18 protein-coding genes are annotated in these 24,346 nt (G+C 46.6%); 15 read left to right on the top strand and 3 right to left on the bottom strand.

The genetic code is table 11. From position 1 onward, the window contains the following. Positions 1 to 76 precede the first annotated feature (76 nt). Positions 77 to 811 carry a DUF5765 domain-containing protein gene (locus EBB_RS08935; protein ID WP_192393380.1) on the top strand — a complete coding sequence of 245 codons (735 nt, stop codon included), beginning with the start codon at positions 77 to 79 and terminating at the stop codon, positions 809 to 811. Positions 812 to 846: 35 nt separating this feature from the next. Here the strand turns inward: EBB_RS08935 and EBB_RS08940 are convergent, their stop codons facing one another. Continuing rightward, entirely contained in the window at positions 847 to 1,728 is an 882-nt protein-coding gene (locus tag EBB_RS08940) for a PfkB family carbohydrate kinase (RefSeq protein ID WP_192393381.1), read from the bottom strand. A 215-nt stretch (positions 1,729 to 1,943) separates the two neighbouring features. Between EBB_RS08940 and EBB_RS08945 the strand changes: the two genes are divergently transcribed. The 5 genes from EBB_RS08945 (at position 1,944) to EBB_RS08965 (ending at position 9,907) form a co-directional block, all read left to right on the top strand. Then, entirely contained in the window at positions 1,944 to 3,377 is a 1,434-nt protein-coding gene (locus EBB_RS08945) for a circularly permuted type 2 ATP-grasp protein (protein WP_192393382.1), read from the top strand. Further along, a complete protein-coding gene (locus tag EBB_RS08950; RefSeq protein WP_192393383.1) occupies positions 3,371 to 4,315 on the top strand; it encodes an alpha-E domain-containing protein in 945 nt (314 codons plus the stop codon). Before EBB_RS08945 ends, EBB_RS08950 begins: the two co-directional genes overlap by 7 nt. A 94-nt stretch (positions 4,316 to 4,409) precedes the next feature. Continuing rightward, complete coding sequence (locus EBB_RS08955) at positions 4,410 to 5,663, top strand: hypothetical protein (RefSeq protein WP_192393384.1); 1,254 nt, start codon at positions 4,410 to 4,412, stop codon at positions 5,661 to 5,663. Then, a complete protein-coding gene (locus EBB_RS08960) occupies positions 5,660 to 8,971 on the top strand; it encodes a transglutaminase family protein (RefSeq protein WP_192393385.1) in 3,312 nt (1,103 codons plus the stop codon). Before EBB_RS08955 ends, EBB_RS08960 begins: the two co-directional genes overlap by 4 nt. Before the next feature lie 153 nt (positions 8,972 to 9,124). Then, positions 9,125 to 9,907, top strand: coding sequence for a PEP-CTERM/exosortase system-associated acyltransferase (locus tag EBB_RS08965; protein ID WP_371741544.1), 783 nt, complete (start codon positions 9,125 to 9,127; stop codon positions 9,905 to 9,907). 73 nt (positions 9,908 to 9,980) lie between these two features. On the opposite strand, the gene prsR is transcribed toward EBB_RS08965, so the two are convergent. Next, positions 9,981 to 11,357, bottom strand: a complete 1,377-nt coding sequence (gene prsR, locus EBB_RS08970) for a PEP-CTERM-box response regulator transcription factor (RefSeq protein ID WP_192393387.1) — start codon at positions 11,355 to 11,357, stop codon at positions 9,981 to 9,983. Continuing rightward, positions 11,344 to 13,443 carry an XrtA/PEP-CTERM system histidine kinase PrsK gene (gene prsK / locus EBB_RS08975; RefSeq protein WP_192393388.1) on the bottom strand — a complete coding sequence of 700 codons (2,100 nt, stop codon included), beginning with the start codon at positions 13,441 to 13,443 and terminating at the stop codon, positions 11,344 to 11,346. The genes prsR and prsK overlap by 14 nt, the downstream gene beginning before the upstream one ends. Before the next feature lie 97 nt (positions 13,444 to 13,540). Between prsK and EBB_RS08980 the strand changes: the two genes are divergently transcribed. The 9 genes from EBB_RS08980 to wecB all read left to right on the top strand — a co-directional run bounded on the left by EBB_RS08980 (position 13,541) and on the right by wecB (position 24,340). Further along, entirely contained in the window at positions 13,541 to 14,014 is a 474-nt protein-coding gene (locus tag EBB_RS08980; RefSeq protein WP_033155694.1) for a Crp/Fnr family transcriptional regulator, read from the top strand. 32 nt (positions 14,015 to 14,046) lie between these two features. Continuing rightward, a complete protein-coding gene (locus tag EBB_RS08985; RefSeq protein WP_192393389.1) occupies positions 14,047 to 14,784 on the top strand; it encodes a PEP-CTERM/exosortase system-associated acyltransferase in 738 nt (245 codons plus the stop codon). Positions 14,785 to 14,864: 80 nt separating this feature from the next. Continuing rightward, positions 14,865 to 17,264 carry a tetratricopeptide repeat protein gene (locus EBB_RS08990; protein ID WP_192393390.1) on the top strand — a complete coding sequence of 800 codons (2,400 nt, stop codon included), beginning with the start codon at positions 14,865 to 14,867 and terminating at the stop codon, positions 17,262 to 17,264. Positions 17,265 to 17,291: 27 nt separating this feature from the next. Beyond that, positions 17,292 to 17,960: a polysaccharide biosynthesis/export family protein gene (locus EBB_RS08995; protein WP_192393391.1), complete on the top strand. Its 669-nt coding sequence runs from the start codon at positions 17,292 to 17,294 to the stop codon at positions 17,958 to 17,960. Between the two features lie 76 nt (positions 17,961 to 18,036). Continuing rightward, positions 18,037 to 19,584, top strand: coding sequence for an XrtA system polysaccharide chain length determinant (locus tag EBB_RS09000; protein ID WP_192393392.1), 1,548 nt, complete (start codon positions 18,037 to 18,039; stop codon positions 19,582 to 19,584). Between the two features lie 23 nt (positions 19,585 to 19,607). Further along, on the top strand, positions 19,608 to 20,507 hold the full coding sequence (locus EBB_RS09005; RefSeq protein WP_192393393.1) for an XrtA-associated tyrosine autokinase: 900 nt from the start codon (positions 19,608 to 19,610) through the stop codon (positions 20,505 to 20,507). After that, entirely contained in the window at positions 20,485 to 22,164 is a 1,680-nt protein-coding gene (locus tag EBB_RS09010; RefSeq protein WP_225587288.1) for a TIGR03016 family PEP-CTERM system-associated outer membrane protein, read from the top strand. Before EBB_RS09005 ends, EBB_RS09010 begins: the two co-directional genes overlap by 23 nt. An 11-nt stretch (positions 22,165 to 22,175) precedes the next feature. After that, positions 22,176 to 23,210 carry an XrtA/PEP-CTERM system-associated ATPase gene (locus EBB_RS09015; RefSeq protein ID WP_192393394.1) on the top strand — a complete coding sequence of 345 codons (1,035 nt, stop codon included), beginning with the start codon at positions 22,176 to 22,178 and terminating at the stop codon, positions 23,208 to 23,210. A gap of 2 nt (positions 23,211 to 23,212) precedes the next feature. After that, positions 23,213 to 24,340, top strand: coding sequence for a non-hydrolyzing UDP-N-acetylglucosamine 2-epimerase (gene wecB, locus EBB_RS09020; RefSeq protein ID WP_192393395.1), 1,128 nt, complete (start codon positions 23,213 to 23,215; stop codon positions 24,338 to 24,340). Positions 24,341 to 24,346 lie beyond the last annotated feature (6 nt).

The following is a 24,346-nucleotide window of genomic DNA, read 5'->3' on the forward strand; positions in this document are numbered from 1 at the left end:
CCGGCACTCATAAATCAAACCGGCGACTGCGATAAGGTTCGCGCCGCTTCTAAAAAATTTAAATGACGGATTAACCATGTGTTTTAGCGCCAATATGTCTTTGGGCCTGGGAGTGGCGGGGCTCGTTGCCTCCACGGTAACTTTCCTGGATAAGGACGAAACCTTTTGGGTGAAACTGGCTCGGGCTTACGCCATTTTTCACTTCTCGTTGATGGAGTTTATTCAGTATTTTGCTTATCCGGTAGCCGATCAGTGTGGCTATGGCAGCAATCTTTTTTTAAGCGAATTGTCGTCGGTGCATATCAGCCTGCAAGCCTTTGCCATCATGCCGGCTTTGGCGACGTATTCGTCGGACCCTAAAGCTTTGAAAAAAGCGTTTATTGTCGGCAGCTCTTTGAGCGGTTTGTTTTTGATTTTGACCCGTTTGCCGAACGACTGGCAGATGTTTGATATAGACCCTAACTTCATCGGCCGGATGAACTCCTGCCTGTTCATGGGGATTTACCACATCGGGTATGCGATCTCCAGCGCCTTTGGTTTGTTGGTGACTCATGGCTCTTTGTTTGCCCTGGCCTTCAGCGCGTTTGTTTGGAAAAACAATTGGCGTATCGGTATCTACCATTGCTTTGGGGCGTTGATGACCTTATTCATGCCGCAATGGTTGTTTGGGGTGAGTACTGGCGAGGCGGCGGCTATGTACTGTTTTTATTCGATTCCGATCACCGCCAGCTTTATGCCGCCATTTAAGAAGTTTTTCTCCGCCCAATCCGGCGATTGGTCGGACGGCGTGCCCGCCAGACAACAGTCTTGACGAGTGCGGCAGAGGCACAAGACATTACGCTTCTGCTATCGCCAGGCTTCAATAAATCCTTGATAAAACGCGGGGTCAGCGACGGTAGCGCCGCGCTGGCCTACCAACGCCGATGCAAAATCCTGCGCTCGTTTTAGTATCACAGGCATAGGCCAGTTTTCGGCAATCCCCAATAACAAAACCGCCGCAAAGGCGTCGCCGGCGCCGACCGTATCGATTATTTCAATCTGGCCTTCTGGGACGATATTGAACAATTCCCCCGACGAATTCAGCGCCAGCGCGCCTTGACTGCCGCGCGTAAGCACCACGCCTTTTAAATGATAGGTCTGCTGCAATAAACGCATTTTGGTGTCTATGCTCTGCTGGTCAGGCAGCAATAATTCCAACTCGTCATCGTTCAGTTTCAACCAATCCGCGCCGCCTATCCATCCCAAGACCTCATCCGCTTGCCACCAGGGTGCGCGCAGATTCACATCCAGAAACACCGGGCCATTCCAGGTTTGCTGCAAATCAAGACAGGCTTGCCTGGAAACGCTGTTTCGTAAGGCCAGGCTGCCATGATAGAGCAGGCCCTGTTTGCGGAGATGATGGAACGCCTCGGCATCAATGTAGTCGTAAGCTTGCCGGTCCAGAATCCGGTAGCTGGGCTGCCCATCTGTTATGCTGACCGCTACGCTGCCGGTTGGATGAGCAGCGTCGATCTGCATGGCAGATCGAGTCATGCCGACACTTTGCATGGCCGCGAGGATCTCGCGGCCGGCGTCATCTTCCCCTACACGGCTGATAAACAGGGCTGGCCGGCCCAAAGCTTGCAGATGCCAGGCGACATTAAACGGCGCGCCACCGAGTATTCGGCTGCCGTCCGGAAAGTTGTCGAATAGTATTTCGCCGAATATCGTGAAAAAATCTGTGTGCATTGGTCTTGCCTCGCCGCAATTGCTGGTTTAGAGCGATCACAATAATCAACGCGTACGGAAATGACAATGGCGTTTGAACGGCTGTGGTCGTTTTCAGGGCGCAGGCCGATGTGTGCTGCACTGATGTGGTGCGTAATGCGGTTTAGGAGATGCTGCGGCAATTTAACTTTTTGATAAATAGACATTAATAAGATTGGCATGTGGATTGCTGAAGGATGGTCATGAATATAAATACTTTTTTCGATGAAATGCGTACCTCAACCGGTAGTGTGCGGCGCCTGTACCAACCATTCGCGGAGTGGCTGAGCGGCACCGATCACGCCCAGTTGATGCAAAAGTCCCGCGAAGCGGAAATGTTGTTTCGGCGGGTAGGAATTACTTTTAATGTCTACGGTGACGAGGCAGGGGCCGAGCGCTTGATTCCGTTCGATGTGGTGCCGCGAATACTAGCCGCCACGGAATGGCGGGTGTTGTCGGCCGGCGTGATTCAGCGGGTCACCGCGCTGAATGCGTTTTTGAACGATCTGTATCACGATCAGGAAATCATCAAAGCCGGTATCGTTCCCGCCAGCATTCTGGAAAACGAGATGTATCGGCCGGAAATGCAGGGCGTGGACGTGCCGGGCGGGATTTATGCGCATATCGCTGGCGTCGACATCGTGCGCACTGCCGAGAACGAATTTTATGTGCTGGAAGACAATCTGCGCACGCCGTCCGGGGTTTCCTACATGCTGGAAGACCGCAAGATGATGATGCGTCTGTTTCCGGAGCTGTTCCGCCGTTATGCGGTAGCGCCGGTCGAGCATTATCCGCAGGTGTTGCTGAACAATTTGCGGGCAGTGGCGCAGCCGGGCGTTTACGATCCGACCGTGGTGCTGCTAACCCCTGGTGCCTACAACAGCGCGTATTTCGAACACGCGTTTTTGGCGCAGCAAATGGGTATAGAGCTGGTGGAAGGCCAGGATTTGTTTTGCAAGGACAATGGAGTGTTCATGCGCACCACGGAAGGCCCAAAGCGCATTGATGTGATTTATCGGCGCATCGACGACGATTTTCTCGATCCGCTGGCGTTTCGCGAAGACTCGATGCTCGGTGTGCCGGGCTTGGTCTCGGTGTATCGCAATGGCGGCGTCACGCTGGCTAACGCGATTGGCACGGGGGTTGCTGACGACAAAGCCACGTATACCTATGTACCCGAGATGGTGCGTTTTTATCTGGGTGAGGAGCCTATTCTGTCCAATGTGCCCACGTATAAGCTGGAAAATCCTGACGATTTGAAATATGTGTTAGAGCATCTGGAGGAATTGGTGGTCAAGGAGGTACAGGGTTCCGGCGGTTACGGCATGTTGGTGGGGCCGACCTCATCCAAACAGCAGATAGAGGATTTTCGGGCGCGGATTTTGGCTGAACCGGACAATTACATCGCCCAGCCGACTCTGGCTTTATCGACTTGCCCAACCTTGGTGGAACAAGGCGTTGCCCCAAGACACGTCGATTTACGGCCGTTCGTGCTGTCCGGCAAAACCACCACACTAGTGCCAGGTGGTTTGTGCCGAGTGGCGATGCGGGAAGGTTCGCTAGTGGTGAACTCCTCGCAAGGGGGCGGCACAAAGGACACCTGGGTATTGCACGGAGACTCAACATGCTAAGCCGCACCGCCGACCATCTTTACTGGATGGCCCGTTATATCGAGCGCGCCGAGAATATGGCGCGGGTGCTGGACGTCACCTATCGGATGTCACTGGTTGCCAATAGCGCTTATGACGAAACCGCACGCTGGAAGCCCCCGGTGCAGATTGCCGACGATATCGAGGCTTTCGAGAAAAACTACTCTGGTTATACTGCGGCCAATGTGATTCAGTTCATGGCGCTGGATGAACGTAATCCGTCCAGCATCGTCAGCGCCCTTAACTCTGCGCGAGAAAATGCGCGTGCGGTGCGGGTGGCGATGTCTTCGGAAATGTGGGAGACCGTCAATGCGTTGTGGTTGGAACTTAGGCAACGGATTCGACAAGGTTTACGGGAAGCAGAGATCAGCGAATTTTGCGATTGGGTTAAATCGCGTTCGCACCTGTTTCGCGGTGTTACCTTTGGCACCATGTTACGCGACGACAGTTACAAGTTCGTGCGTTTGGGCAGCTTTGTCGAACGGGCCGACAATACCGCTAGACTCCTGGATGCCAAGTATCAATTGCTGTTGCCGGCCGTGGAGGCGCCCGAGGGCCAGGTCGACTATTACGAATGGAGTTCCTTGCTGCGCTCGGTATCGGCATTTGAGGCCTATCAAAAAGTGTTTCGGGATACCATCGAGCCCTGGAAAGTGGCCGAGTTATTGGTGTTACGCGACGACATGCCGCGTTCCTTGCATGCCTGTTACGACGAACTAGCGCCTATCTTGGAGCAACTGTGTCGGCAGCGGGGGCGGGAGTGTCTGCGGTTGGCCGGCGAAAATCATGCGCGGCTGCATTACGGGCGGATGGCCGACATTTTTAAGATGGGCTTACATCAGTTTTTGCAGGATTTCATTTTGCGCAACAATGCGCTCGGCGTTGAAATTCAGCGGGCCTTTCTTAATGGGCCGGAATAAGTCCTTGCTTAAAAGGCGCCGTAAGTCATTGCCGCACCGACTGTTTAAGCAAAATTTTGGCGATTCAGCCTAACGGACAATTAGAGGAAAACGGATGATAAATTCACTGATCCACCCCAAACAGGGCGACAAGGCCAATTCCCCCTGGTTTGACGAGTTTCTGGTCAAATTGCTGGAAAACCGGGACCGTACTGGCTTGACCGAAATGATCCGCGAAATAGACGCGTTAATGTTGACGGTGGAGCCGGGCTGTTCGGCGGCCTATGTTAGCGAATTGGCCTTGATGACGCCTTACCACTATCTGGTTACCTTGGAGTCCGAGAGCCATTGGACTCACGTGCTGCGGATTGATATGAATTCGCCGGACCTGTTGGTGCGGGAAGTGCGGGTACCCGGCCGCGGCGACATTTTCCGTAGTCTGAACGAGGTGTATCCGATCGGCGCGCATAAGCCCAATTCGCGCTATATGGGTGAGATTTTTCGGGTCAGCAATCTGCATGAGGTGGTCGAGCAGCAAAAAGCCAGGGAAATTCGCTTTTTTAATCAGGATCAAATTCGCAAACTGGAATTGCCGGGCAATATGGCCATCGTCAAACCATCGCCGTATACGCACAATATTGTTGCATATTGGGAGCGGCCGCCGGAGGACATAAGAGTATATGCCTTGGGAAATAGCATCATTCTTGATGACGTCAATCGCGGCTATCTGCAAGCGAAGGAAATTCAGGAAGAACTGGGGCTGGATAAACTGATCCGCCCCATCGATCATCTAGCCACCCGGGTTTATAGTCAGAATCGGGAAGTGGCGATTTTGGAATATTTGACCCTCTCCAGTTATTACTATTGGGGGTCTTACGACATTGCCAATCAGAATTCATCGACCAACGTGACCAAAAGCATCCATTATCCCGAGGAACGCATTAGTCCGGCCAAAGTGTTTACCGCTGCCAATCATCCGTATTTTGTTAATCACCTGGTGGGCTTACCTTCGCCGACCGAGAGTTTCGTGCGTAATTATGGCCCGCGCTTGCATCATGTGGCTTTGGAAGTCGCGGACGGAGAGATCAACGGTCTAGCCAACATCGATTATGTAGTGCAGGCTATTCGGGCCAGAGGCAAGGACTTTCTGCTGGATGTGATCGGGTCGCGCGAAGAAGGCTTGAAGCAAATATTTTCCAGCGCGTCCGAGCATTCTTCGTTGATTGTGGAATACGTGCAGCGTTTTGGTAATTTTGATGGCTTTTTCACGAAGCAGAACGTTGCTGAATTAACGCATGCGGCCGGGGTAGAGGAAAATCTACGCTTGTTGCAGGCAGAGAGTGAAGCAGCCAGTCCGGTGTCAGCATGAGTATCAGAGTCGCGATCAATCACAAAACCAGTTACCACTACGATCATCCAGTCCAGTTGACGCCGCATGTACTGCGGCTGCGGCCGGCTTCACACTCGCGGACGGCGGTCAGTGCCTATTCATTGACTATCAAGCCGGATAAGCACTTCATTAATTGGCAGCAGGATCCGTTCGGCAATTATTTGGCGCGCTTGGTGTTTCCGGAAAAAACCACCGAGTTTTCGATAGAAGTGGATTTGATCGCCGATATGACGGTGATCAACCCCTTCGATTTTTTTCTGGAAGAGTACGCCGAACATTATCCGTTTGCTTATCCGGAGCAATTGGCCAAGGAACTGGCGCCGTACCTGGAAATTCGCGAGCAGGGGCCTTTGCTGCAAACCTTTTTGGCCGGCTTGAAGCGGGATAAGCAAGGCATCGTTGATTTTCTGGTAGGCATCAATCAAGCGGTGAACCAGGTCGTCAACTATGCAATCCGCATGGAGCCGGGTGTGCAAAGTTGCGAGGAAACCCTGGAAAAAAAGCTGGGTTCTTGTCGAGATTCCGGTTGGTTATTAGTACAGGTATTGCGGCACATGGGTTTGGCCGCGCGCTTTGTATCGGGGTATTTGGTGCAGCTGGTCGCAGATGTTAAATCGCTGGACGGCCCATCCGGTACCGATCACGATTTCACCGATCTGCACGCCTGGGCCGAGGTATATATTCCCGGTGCTGGCTGGATAGGTATGGATCCGACGTCCGGACTTTTTGCCGGAGAGGGTCATATTCCCTTAGCCTGTACCGCCGATTATGTCAGCGCGGCGCCTGTCAGCGGCGGCTTTATCGGCAAGGCAGAGACTACCTTCGATTTTTCCAATCGTGTCAGCCGCATCCATGAAGACCCACGGGTTACCAAACCATACACCGATAAGCAATGGACAGACATTGAACGGCTGGGAGAAAAGGTCGATGCCGAGCTGAAAGCTGGGGATGTGCGTTTAACCATGGGCGGCGAGCCGACTTTTGTGTCCATCGATAATATGGATGCGCCGGAATGGAACACCGATGCTGATGGTGAGGAAAAGCGCAAGTTGGCCGGAAAATTGGTCAGACGTTTGCGCGACAGCTTTGCGCCGGGCGGTTTGTTGTATTTCGGCCAGGGCAAATGGTATCCGGGCGAGCCGTTGCCGCGCTGGCAGTTGGCGTGTTTCTGGCGCAAGGATGGTAAACCGATCTGGAAGAATCCGGCCCTATTGGCGGATGAGACTCGCGATTATGGATTCGACCTCAAGCAGGCGGAAGCTTTTATCCGTGATTTGGTGAAACGGCTGGGCGTGGCCGGCGAATTCATTCTACCGGGTTTCGAAGATCCTCTTTACTATCTGTTACAGGAGGGATTGGTACCGAAAAACCTGGATCCTTTGCAAGTCGATTTGAAAGACGACTTAGAGCGTCGGCGCTTGGCCAAATTGCTCAGCGCGGATCTCGGTGCGCCGGTCGGTTATGTTTTGCCGCTGCACTGGAGCTATCAGGCCAGCGCTTGGAGCAGCAGTGCTTGGGAATTTCGGCGCGGGGCGATGTTCCTGGTGCCTGGCGATTCGGCGATGGGTTTGCGTTTACCTCTGAACAGTTTACCTTGGGTGCCGTTCGAAAAGCGCGATCACCCCCATGAACGTAGCCTTTACGAACCGGTGGAGCCTTTGGGCGATATTGATTCGGAAGTTAGCCGTCGTTACAGTCAAATGGCCAAGCAGGAACTGCATCCGACCGAAATGGACGCGGCCGACGATGAGAGACCGCGCGACCCGGAATGGGTGCCGCATACCGCTTTGTCGGTGCAAACCCGTGACGGCCGATTATATGTATTTGTGCCACCCACTACCGAGTTGGAACACTACCTGGACATTATCGCGTCGGTGGAAGCCACGGCAGCGGCTTTGAAAATGCCGGTGGTGATAGAGGGCTATCAGCCGCCGCACGATTTGCGTTTGGTCCGTCTGCCGGTGACACCCGATCCTGGCGTGATAGAAGTCAACATTCATCCGGCCGCCAGTTGGCAAGAGCTGGTGCATAACACCACCACTTTGTACGAGCTGGCCCGGTTGACACGACTCGGCACCGAGAAATTCATGTTGGATGGCCGGCATACCGGTACCGGTGGCGGCAATCATGTGACCTTAGGTGGCATTACGCCGGCCGATAGTCCGATTTTACGGCGACCGGATTTGTTGCGCAGCTTGGTTACTTATTGGCAGCATCATCCGGCCCTATCCTATTTGTTTTCCGGTTTGTTTCTCGGTCCAACCAGCCAGGCGCCACGCGTCGACGAAGCGCGCAATGACAGTCTATACGAGCTGGAAATTGCTTTCCAGCAGATGCCGGAGGGTGAGGTAGCCGCGCCTTGGTTGGTCGATAGGCTGTTCCGTAATTTACTGGTGGATATGACCGGCAATACCCATCGCAGCGAGTTTTGTATCGACAAGCTCTATGCGCCGGGTACTGACGCCGGGCGTCTTGGTCTGCTGGAGTTGCGTGCCTTCGAAATGCCGCCGCATGCCAGGATGAGCCTGATGCAAATGCTGTTGCTGAGAACCCTGGTGGCCTGGTTTTGGCGCGAACCCTACAAGAAGCCTTTGGTGCGCTGGGGAACGCAATTGCATGACCGGTTTATGTTGCCGCATTTTATTGCCAGCGACATTTACGATGTGGCGCGCGATCTGCAAGCCGCGGGGTACGAATTCAAGACAGAATGGTTCGCACCGTTTTTGGAATTCCGCTTTCCTAGGATCGGTAGTCTGCGGGTTAACGATCTGCAATTGGATCTGTATCAGGCTATTGAGCCATGGCACGTGTTAGGCGAAGAAATCACCAGCAGCGGTACTGCCCGCTATGTAGATTCCTCGGTGGAGCGCTTGCAAGTGTCGCTTAGTGGCGCAATGGGTGAACGTTATGCCTTAACCTGCAATGGTCGCAGGGTGCCGTTAAAGGCTACCGGCAAGCAAGGAGAGCTAGTGGCGGGCATCCGCTATCGGGCTTGGAATCCACCGTCGGCCTTGCATCCCTCCATCGGTGTGCAGGCGCCGCTGGTATTTGATTTGGTCGATACCTGGAACGGTCGGTCTATCGGCGGTTGCACATATCATGTCTCTCACCCCGGCGGCCGCAACTACGACACGCTGCCGGTTAATGCTTATGAGGCTGAAGGACGCAGAGTTAGTCGTTTTTGGCAGCACGGTCATACACCAACAGATACCGTGTTGGAATTACCTAGCGAAGAGCTAAATAAAGACTATCCGTTTACACTGGATTTACGTTGGAATGCGCGCTAATCAGAGTGGGGAAATTAAAAAATCTAATCAGTGAGTGTCGGTTTTTTTTACAAGTTATCTTGAAATTAACGCGATTTGCTATACCATCCTTGCCTGAGGGGCGAGGCAAATTGGCTATAGCTATTTGAACTTGTTAGAAATATTTTTTATAGGGTGGGGTGTCTCTTGAATCGACAGAAGCAGTATTTCGATAATTGTTTCGAGGTATTTTTAGCTGATACGCGGGAAAGTAAAAAAATTCATTATCAACTCAGATACCGGGTTTATTGTGATGAAATGGGCTTCGACGATAAGGAGCGGTTTCCGGCGCAGCAAGAAATCGACGAATGGGATAAAAGCGCGGTTCATTTTTTAGTTAGGCATAAATATACTCAACAGTGGTTGGGCGGGTTGAGGATGGTCACGCCCAAAGGTCACGTTTTTCCGTTTCAAGAAAGCAGTAGTTCACATCAACGGCTACCACGCGGCGGATACAAAAATTCCGTTGAAATTTCCAGGCTATGCGTTACTAAGGAAGCAAGGCGCTTTGCCTTCAGAAACCCGGCTATAGACCTAGCTGAAGAAAATCGCAAAATTAGTTTTCTGCACGATTATCGCAATATCAATAGAGACATAATGTGGGGGCTGTATCGGGCTGCAGCGGTTTATTCCGTCCGGCAGGGCATTAAGCATTGGTATATGTTAGCCAATCCGGCACTGGCATATAGTGTTAAAAAACAAGGCTTCGATATACAGCAAATAGGCGATGCCAGCCGTCAAAGTACACGTATGCTGTATTATTTGAGTACAAGGCAAGTGTTGGAAAATTCGTTATTGATTGAGGACTACCGACACGATTTCCGCTTATATTCGGATATTGCAACTGACGTTTCTGTTGATATGGGCGGGCGCCAGGTAAAGCAAATCGGGGTTATTTCTTATGTATCGAGAATCTGATTTATCCGTTTAAATCCGCCGAGCAAAACCCTCGCCTGCAATTTCAACCATTCTCGCTGGTAGGCCCTCTATGTCATTCCTGGTGTTCATCAGTATGATTACGCAGCAAAGCTTGCAGTCCGTATTTTTCAAATAAACCGTACAAGGTTGGTCTGGTAACACCTAACAATTTAGCTGCTTCGGATATGTTATTGTCGGCGTAGGTCAGCGCGCGTTTGATGGCGATGGTTTCTGCCGCTTCTCGTACCGACTTGAGATTCAGCGGCATAGACTTGTCGCTATCGGTACCAATTTCCAGCTCTTCGGCAGTGACGAAATTGTTGTCGGATAAAATGACCGCACGTTTGATTTTGTTCTCCATCTCCCGAATGTTGCCAGGCCAGTTATAAGCTTCAAGAGCACGAGCGGCGTCGTGGGAAAAATGTTTTTCTTTGGAGTTGTTTTCGCGGCAATACCGTTGCAGCAAAGCATTGGCTATCGTGATGATGTCGCCGTCGCGTTCGCGTAGCGGGGGAATGTCAACGACGATCTCACTGAGCCGGTAATATAAGTCGCCCCGGAAATTACCTTGCGCAATAAGGTCGGGTAAATGGCGATGTGTCGCACATATGATGCGCACATCCACGGCAATTTCCTTTCTACCCCCTAACCGTTCTATGACGCGTTCCTGAATAAATCGCAGCAATTTTGCTTGCAAGGCAAAAGGTAGGTCGCCGATCTCGTCCAAAAAGAATGTGCCACCTTGCGCATATTCGATTTTGCCTTTGGTTTGCGCTACTGCGCCGGTGAATGCACCTTTCTCGTAGCCGAATAATTCGCTCTCTAACAATGTTTCCGGTATGGCCGCGCAGTTTACCGCCACAAACGGTTGTGAGGCGCGTGCGCTCAGGCGATGTAAGGCTTTTGCCATTAGCTCCTTACCGGTGCCGCTTTCGCCGATTAGCAATACGGTTGCTTGAGTCGGTGCAATTTTTTCAATTATCCGCATGACCGCCTGCATTTGCGGGCTGGTGGCGATCACGCCGGTCAGGGGCTTTTGTTGCTGCAATATTTGGTAGTCGCGCTCCAATGCGTCGAGTTGAAACGCTCTTTCTATGATTAGCCCCAAGACGTCCGGGTCTACCGGCTTTTGATAAAAGTCATAAGCACCTAAGGCTACTGCATGAATCGCATTTGCTCGATCATCATTGCCGGTTACCACGATTATCTTGGTGGCCGGTGCTAATGCGAGAATTTCCTTGAGAGTGGCGAGTCCTTCAGTGGCGTTGGAGGGGTCGGGTGGTAAACCGAGATCCAAGGTAACGACGCTTGGCGTATATCGTCTAAGTGCTGCTATTGCTTCATCTCTATTGCTTGCTATTACTACTTCGTATTGTTCGAAGGCCCATTTCAGTTGTTTTTGCAAGCCTAGGTCGTCCTCGATAATTAACAGTACTTTAGAAGTGATCATTATTTCCTTGGTTTGCGGAAACTCGCTGAGCTAGTGGTAATTGAATGGTGAAAGCGGTGCCTTGGCCTGGATTGCTATCGACCCGTATGTTTCCAGACTGCTTTAGAATGTAATCGCGGGCTTCGTAGGCGCCGATGCCCATTCCGGCATTGCCTTTTGTCGTATCGAACGGCTTGAATAGGCGTTCCGCAATGAACTGTTGGTCCATACCTATACCGTTATCTATAATTTTGATGACAGCATAGTCTTGGTTTTTTGTTAATTCAAGCTTAACCCATCCATCGCTTGTCGCTATGGCGTCTTGAGCGTTTTGAACCAAATTAGTCAAGATATTGGTAAGTTTGATTTTGTCGGCCGTCACGAAGCACTCGCTGAGTGTTGTGTCCAGCTGCAATGGCGGAGTACCGAGATGCTGTTGAACGATGTTTTTAACCAATTCCACCAAATTGATGAAGGTATTGGCGGTGGTTGTGTGGGTCTCGCCTTGTTTTAACTGTTCGACAATATGGTGCATTTTTTTGACCACATTATTTAGCGTGTCTATGGTGTCGTCGAAGAAGTCCGGGTTATGTTTATGCTTTTCCGCGTTTTTTACGATCAAGGAGATCTGGGCTACCAGATTTTTGAGGTCATGTACCAAATATGCTGAAAGGCGGTGATAGGTTTCAAATTGACGATTATTGGCGAGTTCTTCACTTGTCCGGTTCAGAGCGAGGGCGTTGGCAAGTTGCATTCCCACCGTTTTTAAAAGATCGTGATCTTCCCAGTCAAGCTTTCGTGGCGCGCGCGCCTGAGTTAACACCACAAAAGCTTCAAGCTTGTTTAGGTGAAATAGCGGCACTATAAGCCACACTTGGCTATCCTCGTAGCACCAAGGCGATAGATCTATGTCGTCGTACACTTCCGGAGCATGAGCTAGTTCGAAAAAATCGATGACCCATTGCTTGTTCGCTAAATATTGAGGTAGGTCGCCTATGTTGTGCAAATATTCAATTTCTTGTGGAGTAAGTTTGAGGTTTTGTTCTGCAGCTAGAAAAAAATGGCCTTGATCGTTTTTTAACCACAAACCGCCCCCTGCGCTTTCTACTAAGTCCGTCAAAGTAGTTATGATGAATCCTTTCAGTTCCTCAAGCGACTCAAGTTTTGCCAATGATTTGCTGATCTTGAGCCACTCTTCGCGGTAATCGTAGCTATAGTGGAAAAAGTGCTTACTAAAATACACCTTGGAGATAGCCCTTATTTTTCCAGATGTAAACGGGATAATCAGCAGGAGAATGGCAAGGAAAATAAACAGAGTTTGTGCGGCCTCACCCCATTCGGTATTTGCGCGTTTGATATAAAAACCGGCAAATGACATAAGTATTAAATAGATGCCGCAACCGAGCAGGATCGTTGAGTAAAAAATAGTTTTGCGAGGTGTTGTCAGTTCCGTACTTTGGCTGTTAAGCTTTAGTCGGGTCAATGTGACTGCTAAAAGTGGTGTCATGAGTGCGTTAATGACACCTCGTGACTGCCAGAGCTCGAAGTCTAGGCTGCTGAATAGCAGTGATTTGCTGTAAACGAGCAAATCGAACGCAAATAGTGAACCAAGGCTTATGCACAGAAATTTGAGATTCCACCTTTGCTTCAGGGGGGTGCTGCGGTAAAGCTGCTCAACCAGGATGAGGCCAAATACAGCGGATACAACGTGCGATGCGAAACGGGGGTCGACGTTCAGATGTTCTCGGATTAGGGTTAGGTAGCCAGGGAAAATCTCAATACCTAAAACCAGCACTAAAGTCAGGGTAACGACCACGCTAACATTCGACTTAAATATTTGCTTGTGATCGTTGTATATCTGTTTGGACAGCAGTGTTCCAAGTTGAAGAAACCAAGATGCATTCCGGAGAGTTTCGTACGGTAGCGTGTCAGCGAAGAAGAAATGGCTGTTTTTTGTGGCGACTATCACGCTTGTGCACCATGCTAACGAGCACAAAACTGCTATTATGAAAGGCAGATGCCAGTTTTTCCTAAAGCAAGCGTATAAAAGTAAAAGACCATAAGCGATGGTTGCGCTCAAGTAGCTGTAATAAATGTAGCTTTGCATTTAGTGTCGATGTTTAAGTGTTTTTTACAATACATATAATTATTATACGACCTTATAAGCAGTAGGCAGGATCATTACTTTGCAGATTCAGGCTGACATGAAAGAATTATTTAGTGACGTACTAGCTAATGCGCAATTCTCCGACGGTTCCGGCTGGAAACGATATCGCCTAAATGCGGGTGAGACCATCGTAAAAAAAGGCCAGCAAGGAAATACATTATTTCTCATAGAAGAAGGTGTTGTTAGAGTGTTGGGCGGTGCAGAGCTGGATGGGAATCGGCGAATAAGCCCCGGGCTCTGCGATTTAGATGCTGGGGCGGTATTTGGGGATGTCTGTTTGTACGAGCCTAGGGAGAGAACGGCCTCTGTTGTTTCATTGACTGATGTGTGTTTACTTGAGGTTCGTAGTGATATGTTGAGCGTTTACTTGGACGATCATCCGGTGCAGGGTTATTTATTTTTGAAGGGCTTGTTTCAAGCTATGTCCAATCGTTTGGGGTTAGCAAATGATCGAATAGAGCATTTGCTAGCGTGGGGAATTAAAGCACATGACATCGATAAATATTTGTAGGTGGATGATGCTCGTGAAAATGAGAGGGCAAGATGGATGTGGGGCCTAAGTTATCACTGGCAGAAAGTTTTAGTCGTTACTTCAAGGTGGGGCTTGCTGAAAGTGACGCCCAAAAGGAATTTGTTTTTCAAGTAAGGTATCGTGTCTATTGTGAAGAGTTTAAATATGAACCTGTTGAACGTTTTGCTGATCACCTTGAAGTAGACGAATACGATCAATATTCCCGCCACTGTTTGATTACGCATTTGCAAACAGGTATCCCGGCCGGTTGTGTAAGAATGGTTCCTGCTATCGGAGAGCGACAGACTGAGCCATTGCCTTTAGAAAAGTACTGTGGAGTTAGTTTAGACAGCAAGCTTATAGATAATTTAAAGCTTCAAAGAAATACAGTATGCGAGATATCCAGATTAGCTGTGGATGGGGCGTTTCGTAGACGTACCGGCGAGACTCTAACGCGTTTCGGTGAAATTAACGGCTTACAGTTTTCGCCTCAAGAGCAGAGGACTTTTTCTTCAATAGCAGTTGCTTGCTTTTTTGCTGCCACAGTCCTAACAGAGGTTGATGGACGTACAAATGTGTTTGCGATGATGGAGCCGTTCTTGCCGAGGTTGATGCATCGGTCAGGTATAGATTTTCAACGAGTTGGTAAGGATATTGACTATCATGGTATACGTGCACCTTATTTCATTACTACTCAGGCTGTTTTGGAAAATATGCATCCCGATTTGCTAGAGTTATATTCCTGGATAAAAGAAAATATTGTTAATTAATATGATCGGATCGAATGTAGTTATATATTTCTCTGCGGTTAGTAGGTAGCCAGATAAAATATTGGGGTTTTGGTAATAGGATGAAAAAAAAAATAATCAGTTCCGTAGTACTCGTATGTACGTTTTTATTGCAAACGGCAGCATGTTCCTCGCCGGAGGAATCTGCTCGGAGTCATTTGCAAAAAGGTAAGGAGCTTTTTGAAAAAGGGGAATTTGATAAGGCCTTGCTTGAGTTGAAGACATCCAGTCAAAGCAGCGATAAGTTTGGTGAGACCTATCTCTATATGGCCCTATTGGACGAAAAAAATAATAATTTCAAGTCGATGCGGCAAAACCTGATTAGAGCCTTAGAATTAGAGCCAAGTTTGACTTCCGCAAAAATAAAACTAGGTAAGCTCGATATTGTTTTCGGAGATTTGGAAAAAGCATTGGAGCAAGCGGAGTCGGTTTTGGCAAGTGACTCAGGCAATATTGATGCAAAAATGATCAAGGCATCGGTTTATATTAAGCAGTTGAAAAAAGATCAAGCAACAGAAATAGTTGATTTCGTTTTAAAGGACAGCCCAGATAATGTTGAGGCTTTGTCATTGCAAGCGGCTTTATTTGCTGAAAAGAATGAAATAGATCAAGCTTTGGGGTCAGTAAATAAAGCGTTAGGAGTACAGCCCACAAACCTTCCTTTGCGCTTATTTAAAATAAAACTGGATGCAGGGCTGAATAACATAGATAGTGTAATAAAAGGGTATCAGGAACTCATTCAATTATACCCAGATGCCGGTAACTTTAAACTGAGCTTGGCTTCCATTTACTCGATGACTGATAAGCTTGAGGAGGCGGAGAGACTATTAAGGGAAATGGTCGAAAAATCAAATGATAAAGTTGAACCTGAAATAGTTTTGATCGAATTTCTAAATGCTCGTGCTAAAGATCGAGTTATACCAGAGTACAAGGCTATGCTTAACCGGCATCAAGGGCAGTCTAAGGTGCTGTTAGAACTCTCGAAATGGATGGTTGCGTCAGGATATGCTGAGACTGGTAAGGAAGGATTGGAGCAAGTTGTTCAGTTAGAAAAGAATAACGAAGCAGGCTTGTCAGCCCAAGTCATTCTTGCGGAAATTGCTCTAACGGAAAAGCAGTTTAGTGCTGTAGAAAGCTCTTTGAGAGATATTCTTAGTGTTAATTCAGAATTGATTCAGGCAAACTTGCTCAAAGGTCGCTTTTTGCTGGCCCAAAATAAAACGGATGAAGCCATTGAGTTTCTTAACAGGCTTATATGGAACAAAACTAATGTAGACGATGTTTTTTCCTTGTTAGGTGATGCCTATTTAATGAAGCAAGATCGGAAGCAAGCCGAGAAAAGTTTTAAGCAGGCGTTAGAATCTAATCCGGCTAATTTAGCTGCCTTTTCTCGGATATATGGTAATTACATACAGGCTGGGCAAAACGATAATGCTAGACAATATCTTGAAAAGGCATTGTCGATAAAACAAAACGATATTTTACTGCTTACCAGTAAGGCTGAGTTGGATATTTTAGAGAAAAAATGGGATGGTGCCCGAGAGGCTATTCAGCGACTAGCGCTTTTTTCTAAAGATAAGGCTATGCCTATATATCTTCAAGCTAATATGTTGCAGGGTAAAGGTAAGTATGCCGAGGCAATCAGCTTGTATGACAAGTTAATACAGCAGCATCCTAATAATCTCAATTCGCTGATAAATTTAGTTAGATCTTACGAGGCTCTTGGGCAAAGAGATAAGGCCGTTGCTTATTTAGAAAACCACCATGTTAAGTACCCTGATCAATTAAATACTGTCGGTGCCCTGAGTGATATATATATTGCAAGTAATGATTTTGTAAAAACTAAAAAACTGCTGACCGATCAGATTAAACGCACTCCAAAAGTAGTGTCGCTTTACCTTGCCCTAGCAAGGGTTGAAGCAATGATGAATAAAAATATTTCTTCATCTAAGGATGTATATTTGCGAGGTTTGGAAGTCAATCCAGACGATCCTCAATTAGCTATGGCTCTAGCTGCTTTGTATGAGCAATTAAAGGAAAAGGAAAATGCAATAAGGATATATAAATCAGTACTTGATAAGAATCCTGGCAATAACTTGGCTATTAACAATTTGGCTTCATTATTGGTAGAGTCAAACAGTCGCGACGAGATTAATCAGGGTATGGAGTTGGCAAAAATATTTAAATATTCCGATAATTCCTATTTTCAAGATACATACGCTTGGACATTAATTAAAACTGGTAGCAATGAGGAGGGACTTAAGTTATTGCAGTCCTTGATTCTAAAAGAGCCCAAACTGCCTGAGTTTAGATATCATTTAGGAATTGCACACATGAATGCTGGTAATAAAGCAACTGCAATAAGTGAGCTTAAACAAGCTATTAGTATGTCTGAAAAGCAAAAGCGCAATTTTTCAGGTAAAGATGTTGCAAAAAAGATCCTTGAAGAAATAGAGAATTGAGCAGGTAATTGGGTAACTACTTAGATTATGATTATGCCGATATTTAAAAAAAAGTTGTTGTATTGTTTGATAGCATTTGTCCTTGTTTCTAGTGTTGTTGGTTGCTCCCAGCCTCTACTTGAGGATGTGCAACAGACTGCTGACTATACTTATCAGATAGGACCTGGCGATAGTGTCAATATTTTTGTTTGGGGTAATCCAGAGTTATCTACATCAGCACCAGTGCGTCCGGATGGAAAGATAACTGTTCCTCTAGTAGAAGAATTGTTGGCCAGTGGTAAAACTCCATTTGAACTTGCTCGGGACATTGAGAAGGTGCTTTCGACTTATATTAAGAGTCCACAGGTAGTTGTTATGGTGAGCGGATTCAAAGGGATTAGCACTCAGCAAATCAGAGTCATTGGGAGAATTGGCGGTGGCGGTGGTGGAGCCGGTGGTGGAGCCGGTGGTGGTGTAGGACGTTACCAGGGTAAATCCATTCCATACGAGAGGGGAATGACGCTATTGGATGTTATTATTCAAATTGGTCTGAACCAATATGCTGATGGCAATAGAGCTAGTGTTATCAGGGATGTGAATGGAGAATTGAAGCCGTTTGGCGTAAGGATTGACGACCTGATTGATGATACAGATTTGTCAGCTAATGTCTTGATGATGCCGGGGGATATTTTAATTATTCCCGACGCCTATTTTTAGGTTTTTGTAAGAAGGTAGACTTTTTCTGTAGATAGTATGTCCATTAATTTTAGATTGAAAACAACGGCTAGTTAATATGCAGCAAGATCTTTCTGAAGTTTATTTTTATTTGAAAGGTACTTTAAAGTACAAGCGCCTTGCCATCGTTTTCGCTTTGGTTGTTTGTTCGGCTGCTTGGGTGTACATTTTTATGATGCCTGATAAATTTGAATCGAAAGCCAAAGTTCATATTGATTCAGCTACAGTGATTAGGCCTCTTATGAGAGGCATGGTTATAGAGCCTGATATATCTGCGCTGATCAGAATAATTCAGCAGCTAATGTTTACGAGGCCTAATCTGGAAAAAATTATTTCGTTATCTCAGCTAAGTAGATCGCAGGATAGCTCAGGATCTGCTACGGAATTGATTGAGAAACTTAAGAAGGACATAACAATTGCGGGAGGCAGAGGAGATATATTTGATATTGCTTATACTTCCCAAGATCCTGAAGTTGCGAAGAGTGTGGTCCAGGCTGTTCTTACTGTATTTTCTGAACAAACAGAGGGGAAAGCACTGGCTGACGCGAGTGATGCGCAGCGTTTCATCGAGCAGCAGATACGAGAATACGAGATTAGGCTGCAAGATGCTGAAAAAGCGAAAGAAGAATTTAAACGCGCAAACATTGATTTACTTAACGGCTCAGATCAATTTCAGAGTTTACAGAAAATGAAGGAGCAGTATCTAGATGCCAACACGGCTCTAGATCAAGCTATTTCTCGACGAAATGTTTTGGCGGAGCAAGTTGCTGAAATCCAAGAGTCTGAGGAAGACTGGGGTCTACCGACATCCACTCAGGAAGTATCTGCGGATAATGCAAGGATAGAATCTCTGAAAGATAAGCGCACTGAATTGTTGCTTAAATATACCGAACGCCATCCGGAAATAATTGAAATCGATAAGTTGATTGACACGCTGAAAACTCAAGAGAACCAAGCTAAGACGAGTCAGTCACAAGTAAATGGAGATATACAGGCAGGGCTTTCCGAAAGTATTGGTGCAGAGAAAATGGCGAATCCCTATGTTCAGGCGTTAAAAATGGGGTTTGACAATGCTCAGGCTGAAGTTGCTTCTAGTCAAACTTTAGTTGAGTCAATTCGAAGCAGGATAGCAAAACTTGAAGAAGGTTTGAATGAAAGATTGACCATAGAAACGGAAATGAAAAATCTTAACCGGGACTATGAAACGATAAGTGGCAAGTACGCCGAGTTGCTGGATCGGCGTGAACAGGCTCATATTACCGAACGCGTTGATGACCAGACATCTCGTTTGAAATTCAAAATTGCTGATCCCCCTAGTAAGCCCAACAAGCCTAGCTCCCCTAATAGAAAATTATTTTATTCTTTCGCGCTTTTGGTTGGGGTGATTTTAGGATTTGGTGTCGCGTTTTTGGTTTATTTTATACGGCCAGTGTTCATGTCAACGAGACAAGTAAGGATTGTGACCGGCCTACCATCTTTAGGTAGTGTGTCTCTTACTTCACAAGGCATAAGTCAGACTAATAATATTGACTGGTTACTTATTTCGACTTTTGCAATATTGCTAAGTGGTTATATCGGTATCATGATATTTGAGATACTTAAGTAAAGTCGTATTAAACAGGTAAACATATGAGCATTATAGAGAATGCGCTGAAAAAGGCAGGGAGCCAAGGGTTAGTTGTGGACAATAATAGTCAAGAGTCGGCTACCACAGCTAAGCTTGATAGGGGTTTCAGTGAAACCAATTTAGAATCGGCTGGGTTACGAGAATCTTCCAGCGCATTTTCGCCCGAGCAACAAGTTGTTGTTGATTGGGCTGGTTTGGCGGAAAATGGTTTTATAGATAATAATAACGCAAAATCTCAGCTAGCTGAAGAGTTTAGGGTTATTAAGAGGCCTTTGGTAAATAATATACAGGGCGCGGAAAATAATGGTATTAATCGTTCTAATTTAATTCTTATCTGTAGCAGTTTACCTGGAGAAGGGAAGACATTCGTTTCAATTAACTTGGCTTTGAGCATCGCTAACGAAAGAGATAAAAAAGTGTTGCTTATAGATGCCGATGTAGAAAAGCCAAGTATATCCAAACAATTAGGGATCAATAGCCCTCGCGGCTTAATAGAGTATTTAGAAGATGATAAGGTCACTTTTTCAGATATTTTGCTAAAGACAGATCTTCCAAATTTTAGTTTGATTACAGCGGGTAAAAGACATAAATACTCAACAGAGTTGTTATCAAGTCAACGGATGTATTTGTTTGCGGAAGAAGTGAGTCGGCGATACAAAGATCGAATAGTGATTTTTGATTCACCACCGTTATTAGTTGCTACTCAGGCTCAAATACTTGCAGAGCTTGTAGGTCAAGTGGTGCTGGTGATTGCGGCGGAAGTAACTCCTCAGAGCGTGGTTAATGAGTCGGTTGCAAAGCTTAGTAATTGCGATGTTGTTATGACTCTTCTGAACAAAACAAGAAAAGAGATAGATATATACGGTCACAATTATAGTTATGGGAAATATGGACATTTGTGACAGTAATCGTCTTTCCGGTTTGTCTCTAGCCACCTTGCTTTCTGGTTTAAGTGTCGGCATGGTTTTACATTCTAGCGTTGCAAAGGCGCTTGATTGGAGATTTAGTCCAAGTTTATCGGCCAGTGAAATATTTTCTGATAATTTGACACTTTCTGAAAATAACAAAAAAAGCGGTTTTGTCACTGAGATTAGTCCTGGAGTTTCCTTGTATGGGGATTCTCCTTGGAGTAATTTCAATTTAAATTATCGTATGCAAGGTCTCTATAATGCGGGCGGTAGAGATGCTATAGATATAAATCATCAGCTTAATATGAATTCTTTGTATCAAGCCGTTCGTAATACTCTTTTCCTTGAAACTGCAAGCTCAATTAGTCAGCAAAATATTAGTAATTCGTTTGTTACGACTGATAATATTTCTGGAAACGGAGGGCGGACTGAAGTAAAGACATTTAGTATTTCACCATATTGGACACCTCGTTTTGGTCAGTTTGCGACGGGTTTAGCTAAAGTTGGTTATAGTAAATCTTCCTTTGAGAATTTAAATGGATCTTCAGTCACGCCGCAGTTATCAAGTTTAGTGTCTGATTCAGATACTATTACGCGCCAGGCTAGATTGTCCAGCGGCAGTTATTTTAATAGAATTAACTGGGGATTAAATTATTCGTCGCAAGAACAGAGTAGGGCTGTCGGGCAAGATGTTCGGTTTGAACAATATCAAGGTAATGCCCGGTATTATATCAATAACAAGTTCAACCTTTTCGGGCAAGCTGGGTTTGAAAATAACGATTTTCAGACCTCGACAAACAGCATAAGTAATGGTTTTTTTTATACGGTAGGTGGTCAATGGACGCCAAGCAAGTGGTATTCACTTGAGGTCGGTATTGGCAATAACAAGCATGCTACGTTGCAGTTTAATCCATCGGAAAATCTTAGTTCGACTATTACGTATCGCAATAAAGATGTTGGGTTAAACACTGGCGACTCTTGGGATGCAAACTTTAATTATCGAGCTAAGCAGGCCAGTATTGCATTCAATTATTCCCAAGAGACCACGACGATGCAGCAATTGTTTGCCGAGCAAGGGTTTTTTCTTCGGGATGCTTCGGGTAGTTTAACTCAGGTGGTCAATACTCAAGATTTAGTTTCACGGGGATTTCTAACCCCTGGTCCAACTGATCCTATTACCGGAAGATCATCGTTAATTCCAGGTCCCAATTTTAACAATACTCAGTTAGTTTTCAATCCGTTTGATTTGGTCAATGACGTGATTATTAGAAAACGTGGAAATCTTTCTTTCTCCTACCAAACAGGTAAGAGCAGTTATACCGCTTCGGTATTTAACGAGCGTAGGACATATGAAACCCGTTCTGGAGAAGACATGTCGTATGGGGTTACGGGTAGTTGGCAATGGCAGTTTGCCTCTAGAATGGATCTTTATCTGAGGCCTTCTTGGCAGCATACCGATGGAGAGTTGGCCAGCAATTCTCGATATGATGTCGCTTTGGGGGTAAGCAGGGGCGTTCCGATTAATCTGGGTCGGCCCTTGTTAATGGATACCAGGCTTGAGTTTCGACATATCAATCAAATATCTGATTCGTCTCAATTTAACGGTTATGTTGAAAACAGGGCGACAGCCAATTTTAACGTACGATTCTAAATAGAAACTACATGTACGACGGATTTTATAATCTCACCCAAAAGCCGTTTCAGTTAAGTGCCGACCCAGATTTCTTTTTCCAGAGCTCGGTGCATAAACGTGCTTTAGCGTATATGCATTACGGCTTGACGCAAGGTGAAGGCTTTGTTCTCGTTATTGGCTCGCCTGGCACAGGTAAAACTATGCTGGTAAAGAGCTTGATAAAAAATTTGAATAAGGAGAAATTGTTAATCGGTGTGATGATGACTTCTCAAGTGGGCCCCGAAGACACCTTGCGGATGGCTGCATCGACATTTGGATTTTCATTTTCTCTGACGGATAAAGCCAGTTTATTATCGGGATTTGAAAAATTTATCGCTGAAAAAGCCAGAGAGGGAAGGCGATTATTGTTGATCGTCGATGAAGCGCAGAATCTGCCTAAACAGTCCTTGGAAGAATTACGTATGCTTACCAATTTGGATGTTAACGGCAATCCCGTTTTTCAGGTATTTCTGGTTGGGCAAACCGAATTAAAACGTACCATTTACTCTGCGGATATGGAGCAGCTGAAACAACGGATCGTATCCACATTTCAGCTTGATCCGTTGGATTTGGAAGAGACCAAAGAATACATACTTTTTAGGTTGCAAACTGCGGGTTGGACGGGAACTCCCGAGTTTACACCAAGTGTTTTCGAGGTGATTCATGAGTTTAGCGGAGGCATTCCTAGGCGCATTAATTCCTTGTGTGATCGTCTGCTATTGTTCGGTTATTTGGAGGAGTTGAAGCTGCTGGATGAGCAGGCGGTTACCAAAGTGATTGTCGAGGTTAAGGAAGAAATGTTACTCGAAGCCGCTGACGAGGAGTATGAGAATTCCATGCCGCCTTTGCATCGTTTCAGTGATGTTGACTCAGAATCTCTTGAGCATCGGATTGCCAGACTCGAAGATGTTGTCACCAATCTACGAAACAGTCTGAATAAAGAAAAAGCGCTGCTTAGAAAAGCAATTCTGCTGCAATTGGATATGGATGCTGTTTACAGCGATACAACAACCTCCTTGGATTAAAAATGTTCCCTAAAGTTTTGGTTTGCGTGGTTGGCGCGCGACCTAATTTCATGAAAATGGCGCCCATTATTAGGCAGTTGCAAGCAGTTAGGCATTTGATAACACCTTATCTGGTGCATACCGGTCAGCATTACGACCAAGCCATGAAAGATACTTTTTTCCAACAGCTCGGTATTCCAGAGCCGGACAAAGATTTGGGTGTCGGATCTGGTAGCCATGCAGTGCAGACTGCAAATGTTATGTTGCGCTTTGAGCCGGTTTTGGATGAGGTTAATCCTTTCGCGGTATTGGTTGTCGGCGACGTCAATTCCACCATCGCCTGCGGGTTGGTCGCAGTGAAAAAAAACATTCCACTGATTCATGTTGAGGCCGGTTTAAGAAGTTATGATCGGCAAATGCCGGAAGAAATTAACCGGATTTTGACCGATCAGCTGTCTGACTTGCTATTCACTACGGAACGTGCGGCGGCGGATAATTTGATTAGGGAGGGTATTGATGAACAGCGGATATGCTTTACTGGGAACGTGATGATCGATACGCTTTTGGCTAACTGCCAGCAAGCTTCTTCTTTGGCGGAAACATTGCAGCGATACGGTTCTAAGCAGGCTGTTTCGGAAAAAGCTTATGCCTTATTAACATTGCACAGGCCTTCAAATGTTGACGACCCCGAAACACTGGCGCGCTTGGTTCGGGTCGTGGGTGATATAAGCGAAAAACTCCCTGTGATATTTCCGGTTCACCCACGCACACAGCAAAAAATTGCCGAAGCGGGTTTATTGCAAATATTGCCACAGCAGAGGGTGATTATGTTGCCGCCGGTGGCATATTTGGAAATGCTCGGTTTGATGCAATCCGCCCAATTGGTTTTGACTGATTCCGGTGGCTTACAGGAAGAAACCACCGCATTGGGTGTGCCTTGTGTGACTTTGCGGGAAAATACCGAAAGGCCGATTACGATCACCGAGGGCTCGAATACTATTGTAGGAACCGATCCGGCCAAAATCATGCAATGTGTAGATGATATTTTGCACACTGGCGGTAAGAGCGGTCGCGTCCCGGAATATTGGGACGGTAAAGCCGCTGGTCGCATCGTCGATGAAATTGTGCGTCGTTATGAGTTGGCAGGGTAAAACTGT

It is taken from the genome of Methylomonas fluvii, assembly GCF_014850975.1.
Taxonomy (GTDB): domain Bacteria; phylum Pseudomonadota; class Gammaproteobacteria; order Methylococcales; family Methylomonadaceae; genus Methylomonas; species Methylomonas fluvii.